This is a genomic window from Streptomyces sp. OfavH-34-F (assembly GCF_022347745.1).
Taxonomy (GTDB): domain Bacteria; phylum Actinomycetota; class Actinomycetes; order Streptomycetales; family Streptomycetaceae; genus Streptomyces.
On sequence record NZ_JAKRGC010000316.1, the window covers coordinates 1 to 7570 of the forward strand.

6 protein-coding genes are annotated in these 7570 nt (G+C 72.6%); 5 read left to right on the forward strand and 1 reads right to left on the reverse strand.

Translation table 11 applies throughout. The annotated features are described in order from the left end of the window. Window positions 1-1311 precede the first annotated feature (1311 nt). The 5 genes from MHW47_RS29480 to MHW47_RS29500 all read left to right on the forward strand — a co-directional run bounded on the left by MHW47_RS29480 (window position 1312) and on the right by MHW47_RS29500 (window position 4799). Window positions 1312-2058: a hypothetical protein gene (locus MHW47_RS29480; protein ID WP_239226822.1), complete on the forward strand. Its 747-nt coding sequence runs from the start codon at window positions 1312-1314 to the stop codon at window positions 2056-2058. 78 nt (window positions 2059-2136) lie between these two features. Beyond that, window positions 2137-2397 carry a hypothetical protein gene (locus MHW47_RS29485; protein WP_239226823.1) on the forward strand — a complete coding sequence of 87 codons (261 nt, stop codon included), beginning with the start codon at window positions 2137-2139 and terminating at the stop codon, window positions 2395-2397. A 757-nt stretch (window positions 2398-3154) separates the two neighbouring features. Further along, complete coding sequence (locus MHW47_RS29490) at window positions 3155-3424, forward strand: hypothetical protein (RefSeq protein ID WP_239226824.1); 270 nt, start codon at window positions 3155-3157, stop codon at window positions 3422-3424. A gap of 200 nt (window positions 3425-3624) precedes the next feature. Beyond that, window positions 3625-3891 carry a hypothetical protein gene (locus tag MHW47_RS29495; protein WP_239226825.1) on the forward strand — a complete coding sequence of 89 codons (267 nt, stop codon included), beginning with the start codon at window positions 3625-3627 and terminating at the stop codon, window positions 3889-3891. Window positions 3892-4106: 215 nt separating this feature from the next. Beyond that, window positions 4107-4799 carry a hypothetical protein gene (locus MHW47_RS29500; protein WP_239226826.1) on the forward strand — a complete coding sequence of 231 codons (693 nt, stop codon included), beginning with the start codon at window positions 4107-4109 and terminating at the stop codon, window positions 4797-4799. Between the two features lie 447 nt (window positions 4800-5246). Here the strand turns inward: MHW47_RS29500 and MHW47_RS29505 are convergent, their stop codons facing one another. After that, window positions 5247-6182, reverse strand: coding sequence for a hypothetical protein (locus MHW47_RS29505; RefSeq protein WP_239226827.1), 936 nt, complete (start codon window positions 6180-6182; stop codon window positions 5247-5249). Between the last annotated feature and the right edge of the window lie 1388 nt (window positions 6183-7570).

Genomic DNA, 7570 nt, shown 5'->3' on the forward strand with positions numbered 1-7570 from the left:
CCCGCGGAGCGGGTGCAGAGAGTCACTGCGTGACTCCTGACAGACAGTCAGCACTGCGTGCTTCCTGACTGACGGGGCGTCAGTCCAGTGAAGCCGGCCCGCGGTGCGGTCCGGGGTCTCGGGGGGTGCCGGCGGATTGTCGGAGTTTCTGTACGTGGGGTGCGAGGTTAAAGAGGGCTGGCTAGGGGGTGGGGCGTCTGTGGGTGGTTTTGCTGGGGTTTCCCGGGGTGTGTGGTGCGGATTCTTCGTGGGTTAGTTTTGTGGGGCCGGGCTGCTTTCCGGCGGTGGATCCGTGGCTCTTTGTGGACCGGCGCTCGGGCCGGTCTTTCTGGCCTTTTCTGATTATAGGGGGTGGCGGGTTGTCAATTCAACCCGGGCGGGCAGGAATTGAGGGGCAATTCGGTCGGGAGCCGGGCGGCAGGGCCGGGCGCGCGGTCTCGCCCGGCAACAGCTGTCCCCCGCTCGCCTCGCCCCGGCACCCGGGGCGAGGCTGGGCCGGCCGGGAGGGGCGGAGGGGCTCCAGGAGGCGCGTACGGGCCGTACGGGCGAGGCCCGGCATGGGGGGCCCGGTGGGCCCGGACTTGAGCGGCCGGGGCGGCGGGTGGGCGGTGGACCGGCCGGGAAGGCTCCGGCGGCGGAGCGACAGGAGGAGCGGCCCGAAGGGCACCGAGACCGGCCGTTGCGGGGGCGGGCGGCCCCGGCGGGGGATACCGGACAGAGAAACCGCCCCGGGAGAAGCACCCCGCCCCGAACACCCGTCCCGGGAAACCCCGAAAACCGCACCAGAAGGAACAGGCAATCGGTGAGGGAAAGCACGGACACCGGGGACGGAAGGGCGCAGCGGGCCGCACAGGCGGACGTTAGTTTCGGGCGGGCAGGGAAGCAAGAGCGAGCGGGAAGAGCGGCCGGGGGGTCGGGGCGCGTTAGTTTCGGCGTTAGTTTCGGGAACCGGCACGGACACCACCCCCACCCGAAACTAACACCCCGTCGAAAGATGCCGGGGCGCGAACAGAACTCCGCCCCGGACGTTAGTTTCACGCACGCCCCCGACTCCGGACGCAGGACCCGCCGCCCCGCGCGACGTACAGAGAGGCCGACCCGGCAACCACCCCCGGCACGGCCACCACCCCGCACACCAACCCCGGCGAAGTTCCTAACACAACCCACCGTTCACCCAACCAACCCACCCCCACACCCTCCCCCGCCGCATGTTGCTTAACTCTATGAGTCTGTGTATAGTAGTTACTCAGAAGGGGCCGGGAACGGCACTCCGGCCCCTCTCGACACCTTCACTCGTCCAGGAGGACAGACATGACCGTTCAGACCTTCACCACCACGACCGGCGCCACATACTCGGCCGAGAGCACGATCGGCGAGAACGGCGAGGTCACCTACGCGGTCAAGCGAATCGTGCAGGAGGGCGTCATCCCCGTCGGGTCCTTCGTGATCCACCCCGACTACGACGCGGAGCCGACGACCCTGGGCCTGGTGAACGTCCAGTTCGGCGCGGGGTCGGCCGAGGACCGGCACCAGCGCACGGACGTTCCGGCCCTGGGGAGTGCGAACACCCCGTTCGTAGTCGGGCACAAGAAGGTCAACCCCCTGGAGATTTCGCAGGTGTCGCCGATCCTCCGGCTCCAGAACCTCGCCGGTGCTCAGTACGCCACCGGCGTCCACGCGGTTGACATGTCCGGCCGGTCGGCGCTGCGCACCGCCGACCTGGTGACGGCCCTGGTGGTCGAGTGGATGAAGCGCGACGACCTCACCGAGCTGACCGCGAAGTACGCGGAGTTCATCAAGGCGGAGACCACTTGGACGGAGCAGCACGCCAAGACGAAGGCCGACAAGATCAACCAGCTCACAACGGAAATCATGTCGATCGGTGAGCGGATCGCGGACCTGACCAAGGAGCGCGACGAGCTTCCCGAGAACGGCATGACCAGCCCGGACGTCACGCCGGACATGGCCCCCGCCGCACAGCTCACCGGCGCGATCAACGTCCTGAACCTCAAGCGCGCCGACCTGTCCGCCGAACTGGCCACGCTGACCCAGGCGTGAGCCGCGCCTGGGGTGCGCCCCGATAGGGCGCACCCCAGGCCGGAGTACACGTCACACCACCTAGGAAGGAGTGGGACCATGAGTGACTCGCTCCCCCCGGACTCGCCCAACGGCGTGGCGGATGCCGTCGCGTTCATCACGTCAGCCGCCAGCGTACTGATCGCCCAGAAGTGGGGCGTGCGGGCACCCACGGTCCACAAGGCCCTCAGCACGCCCGAGGCGGTCGCCGTGACCACCACCCGATACCTCCTGGCCCTTGGGACCGGGAAGACCCCCGCAGAGGCCGCAGGAGACGTCGGCCGCTCCCTTCTGGCGAACGCCAACCAGCGTGCAGCGTAGCGCCCGCCCCGCCCCCGCCCCGCTCACGTACGTGAGCGGGGCGCGCTGCTGTCTGGTCTGGCCCGTCTCCGTCGCAAGGTCACCCGTCGTCTCCGCTTGCCAATCTCGATCCGCTCCGCGACCAACCAGGCCCGTGGCACTCCAGCACGCGTCACCCGTCCCGGTCCGTCTCCTCCGCTCCTGCTGCTCTGCCTGCTCCGCTGTCCTCGGCGCCGCTTCAACCCACTCCGCCTCCGCCCGTCGTCACACTGTCCGTTCCTGCCTCCGCTCCGGTTGCTCGTCCAGATCCCGCTTAGCGCCGGCTCCGCCTGCTCTCCCGCTCCGTCTGATGTGACTTCGCACGTCCATCCAGCTCTGCCATAGGTCCGTAGGGAAGTAGTCGGCACGGCCTCCACCCCTTGTCCGTGCCTGTGAGCTGCGTGTTTCACCGCCTTCGGCAGCATGAGAACGGGATCCGAAAGGGGATCTGAAACGGGGCTCGAAACGGGTTCCCAACCAGGACTCCAAACGGGACTCGAAAGGGGACTCAGTGGAATGCAGCGCGCGGCGCCCTGCTAGCCGCCCGCGTTCGGAGGGGAGATCTCTCTCCCCCTGGGGCACATGGTCAGCGTCGCAGCGACTGGAGAGGAGAGATCTCCCCTCGGCACGGGAGGAGACATCTCCCCTCGGCACGGGAGGAGACATCTCCCCTCGGCACGGGAGGCGGCGGGGTGAGACCTGCTCTGGTTTGCGCCTTGTCTTCCGGGGCTCCGTCCGTTTGGAAGATCACGAAGGCGGGGGCGCAACCGCCGCCCTCTGGCACAACCTCGCGGACGCCCTGAACGCCCTCGCCGCCGGCCTCCACCCCGACTTCCACGACCACTACGGCCCCGAAAACAACTGGCGGCACCAGCCGGTCGTCTCCAGCAGCCACGGCAGCAGCCAGTGGGTGGTCCTCGACCAGCGCGAAGGCGAGTACACGGTCACCACGCGCGAACGCACCCTCGCCGGGGAGCACTCCCGCCCCCGCCGCCGCAAGCGACGCTGACCCTTCCTCTCCCGGCCCCGCGCCCGATCCCGCCAACGCCCCCAGGAGCCGCCTTATGGGCCCGTACGCCCCCCCCCGCCCGCCCCCCCCCCCCCCCCCCCTCCCCCCCCCCCCCGCCCCCCCCCCCCCCCACCCCCCGCCGTACCCCCGCCTTCGACACCCTGCGCGCCCTCGTCCCCGCCAACGCCGACGGCATCCGCGTGCGCGCCGGCATCCCGACCCCCGCCACCAGCTGGATGTACACGCAGGCCGAGGTGCTCAGTGCCTACCAGTGGCCGCGCTACCCCGGCGAACCGCTCACGACCCTCGATCACACCGCCGACGACAGCATCCACGCCAGCCTGACCATCTGCGAATTCCTCGCCACCCACCGGAACGCGCCCAACGTCACCCTCGCCCACGTCGGCAAGGCCACCTACACGTACAGCATCTCGCTCACCCGTCCCTGCTGGGAGGTGTGGGACTAGACGCAGGTGTGAACGCCACCCCGGCCCGGGACGGGTTGCTACGATGGCCGTGCGCCAAGGGCAACCGCGCCGCGCCCGGTCCACCACCACCTCGACGCCCACACCGTCGCCAGGGGACCAAGACGTCTGAGACTCGCGCGAGCGACTCCGTCATGCCCTCCCTCCCGGACGGCCGACGCGTGTGGGGCCCCGGCCGGCGAAGGACGCGAGAGACCATGACCCACCGCAACAACCGTCAGCAGGACCGCGCCGTACGCGCGTACAAACGGGCCCACCCCGGCATCACCCTGGAACAGGCCCGGCGCGCCGTCGCCGCCCGCGCAGGCCGGCAGACCGGCCTCCCGGCGCGGATCCCCGCCGCTCCCCTGCCCCGCCCCGCCGAACGGCTCGACGGCTACGTGAAGCGCGTCGCCGCAGCGGCCGGGGTGCAGCAGCACCGCGCGATGGAACTCCTCGGCCTCGAACCCGGCACCTCAGCCACCGACCGCCTGGACGACCTCGCCGCCGGCCTGGACGACCACACCGTCCAGGCCCTCGTCGCCGCCACCGGCATGAGCCCGGAGCAGGCCCGCGCCCTGGCCGCCCCGCACACCGCCGCCGACCGGCTCCCACACCTGGAGAACCTCGCCCGGCGCCTCCTGGCCGAGAAGCACATCCAGCCCGGAGGCACGGGCAAGACCCGTACGGACACAGTCGACTTCGCCCGGCTCCTCGCCGAGACGCACGGGGCACAGGGCCTTCCCATCGACTTCCCTGCACATGAGCTCTTCCCGGCCCCCTACCGCCCGGGCATCGTCGATCTGGACGGGCCCTCCGAAGCCCCCAGGCCCGTCGACCCCGACGTCTTCGACGAGGTCGCGAAGGCCCTCGGAATCGAGGAGAAACCGGACGAGCCGCAGCACGAGTAGCGGCTCGCCCGGCCCCGACGGCAGCACACAGGCCCATGCCAGCGCCCTTGCGCGCCGCCGTCGGCCGGGCGGACACAGCGCGGCCTGGTCCGCCGGCACCATCGGGCGGCGCGCCGCCCGGGCTCCTCAGCGGTTCAGCCGACCGCGGACTCCTCCGGACGGACGGCGCCCCGTGGTCCACAGCGGGCGCCACTGCCCAGCCACCCGCTCCGGCGCCGCGTAGAACGCGCGAGCCCGCACGCTGGGCGAGCTGGGTCACGGCCCCCGCGTACGACTCCTTCCCGGGCGCGCTGCGGCCGGCAGGAACCCCGGGACGGCACAGCCCAGCCGACGGCGCGCGGCAGGCGAGCAGACCGCCGGTCGCGCCTCCATGAAGCGGCTGGCTCCGCACCCCGGCGCCGGTGCGCGCCCCCAGCGCCCGGTGGCGGCTCGGCGCGCGGGCACCGGCTACGTCTCGTGGAGGTGGCGCAGGACGACGGTGCGGCGCACCCCTGCCTCCAGCAGGGCCTGGGACCGGTGCTGGCCGTTGATGTAGCCGATCTCGCTGTCGGGCTGGATCGCGTCCCCGATGCTGAACAGCGTGGTCAGCGCCTCGGTCTCCCAGTCGGTGGCACCGGCCGCGGCCGCATGGGCCACGGCGAACTCCTCCATGTCCTCGGCCTCCAACTTCTGCGTCCGAGACCGCCGCAGGACGTCGAGTGCCATCGCGCTGACTGTGTGCCAGTCGCCGCCGTGGTACCAGCAGCAGGCACGGGCCCCGCGGTCCGGCAGGAGCTGCCGCGCCCAGCGCCGCCACCACCGCACCCCGGCTGGCATGCAACCGGGCTCGCGGAACGGATCCGGCCGCCCGAGGCGGGCCACCGCGAACTCCTCGAACACCAAACGGGGTTCGGGCTCGGCAGGGCGCGGCACGTAGCCGGAGCCCCGGTCGGTGGCGACCGGTGCGCCGACCAGGTCCTGCAGCTCCTCGTGGGTGATCGCCTTCCAGCGCGGCCCGCTGGGCCGGTAGCCGTCGGCGCCGGCGAACACCACCCGCCGGAAGCGGACCTCCTGCCGCGAACCCTGCGGCCACAGCTGCCGCTCCACCCAAACCGGCGGGACCTCCTGGTCGGGGCAGTGCTTCTCCCACACCGCGCCCGCGTACCGCTCCGCCCCGTTCGTCAGCCCCATCCCCTCCCCGGGGACCTGCGTGGCCACCGCGACCGTGCGTGCCCCTGGCGCGGTGAACAACTGCAGCCGGAACGTCCCCGGCAGCCCCTCAGCGGTGAACATGTGCTCGTCCACGGCGAGCCGGCGCGGAGCCGCCAGCGCGTGCAGATCGTCCCGGCGGCCAGGGTGCGGCATCTGTCCGGGCGCAAAATCGGCGGGGAGGTCATCATCCATCCCCCGATCATTCCCGACCGGACCGACACTCCGGCCCGTACGGCCTCCTGCCCCCAGCGAGCGCCGGGCCGAAGGCCCCTGTGGTACGCCTTCTTCAGCCCGGCATGGGCTTCAGCCGGAGCCGGGCCGGTGACGTGGACGCGGCGCCCCACGTCGGCCACCCTCTCTCCCGGCGCCCGGGGATGCGGCTACCGGTGGCGTGCGGCGTCGACGTCGACCAGCGCCGTCCTCAACTCCCCCGTCCACTCGGGCGGGCCCCGGGCCGGAGGACGGCGGCGTCCAGCAGGGCGCGGGCCTGCCGCCTCACCGCCGCCACCCGCCAAGTCCCGGGCGCGCCCCGGAGACCAGCGCCGGCCAAGCAGCAGGGCATCGGGCCGGGTGGGGCGGGGGCTCCGCGACGAGGTCGACGTCAGTCAGGGCTGGGGAGTGCTCGGCGCTGGATTGCACCAGCTCCAGCCACACCGTCTCCTCGACGGCCGCGTCGGCAAGGCCCCGGCCAGGGCCCTGGTCGGCAGGCCGGCGGCGAGCGCCGCCTGCGTGAGCAGGCCGCCGGCGTCGGCGGCCAGTCCCACACCCGCAGCCACGAGGCGAGCGGCTCGGCGAGGCCGTCCACCCGGTCGGTGCCAGGAAAGGCCTCCACCACCGCGGCGGCCGGCGGCGGGGTGCCGAGCGCGGCGCGTACCCGCATCTCCGAATCCCGTGCGCGCCTGGGCGGGCAAGTGCTGAGCACAAGGTCGACGAGGCGGGCATGCTCCGGGGCGGGCCGTGCGGCCACCAGCCGCTCCGTGAGCTCGACGGCCCCCTCCCACCACTCGTTCTCCACCCCGGCGAGCGCCGGGGTCTGTCCAGCGGGCGCAGGTACGGGCGGCCGGGCGGCGAGATGAACGGCCACCAAGCGGTTGTGCAGGGGGTGTCGGCCTCGGCCGGCCGGGCCCGGGTGCGCACGGCCAGGCCGATGCCGGCGTCCGCGTCGACGTCGGCCAGGTCCAGGACGGTTCGCGCGAGCCGGGGGCCGCCGTGCACGGTCGTGTCGCCCGCGTGCACCAGGTCGAGGTCACCGCCGAACACAAGCGTCCGGGCGGCTGCAGGCAGCAGACCGGCCAGCACCGCCCGGATCACCGCAGCATTGGGGCGAGCGGGTCCGCCGCGGCCGGCCGGGTAGGCCGTTAGCGCGAGCTCCCGCAGCAGTTCCGCTGCGTCGTGGCCGAGCAGCCGTCTGTTCGGCGATCCGCTCCCACATCTCCTCCTCTGCCTCCGGCGCGGCCGCGGCGCCGGTGGCACGGTCCTCGGTGCCGCGCCACTCGCTCGACGACGGCCCGCAACGCCAGGCTGGCATGCTCGTCCTCGACTGCGCCGGCCAGCAGCCCCTCCACCACCAGGACCCACTC

What these genes read in the sequence shown, in the direction of transcription:
- MHW47_RS29500 (WP_239226826.1), top strand. Translation starts at nt 4,107, where the DNA reads ATGACCCACCGCAACAACCGTCAGCAGGACCGCGCCGTACGCGCGTAC.
- MHW47_RS29485 (WP_239226823.1), top strand. Translation starts at nt 2,137, where the DNA reads ATGAGTGACTCGCTCCCCCCGGACTCGCCCAACGGCGTGGCGGATGCC.
- MHW47_RS29505 (WP_239226827.1), bottom strand. Translation starts at nt 6,182, where the DNA reads ATGGATGATGACCTCCCCGCCGATTTTGCGCCCGGACAGATGCCGCAC.
- MHW47_RS29480 (WP_239226822.1), top strand. Translation starts at nt 1,312, where the DNA reads ATGACCGTTCAGACCTTCACCACCACGACCGGCGCCACATACTCGGCC.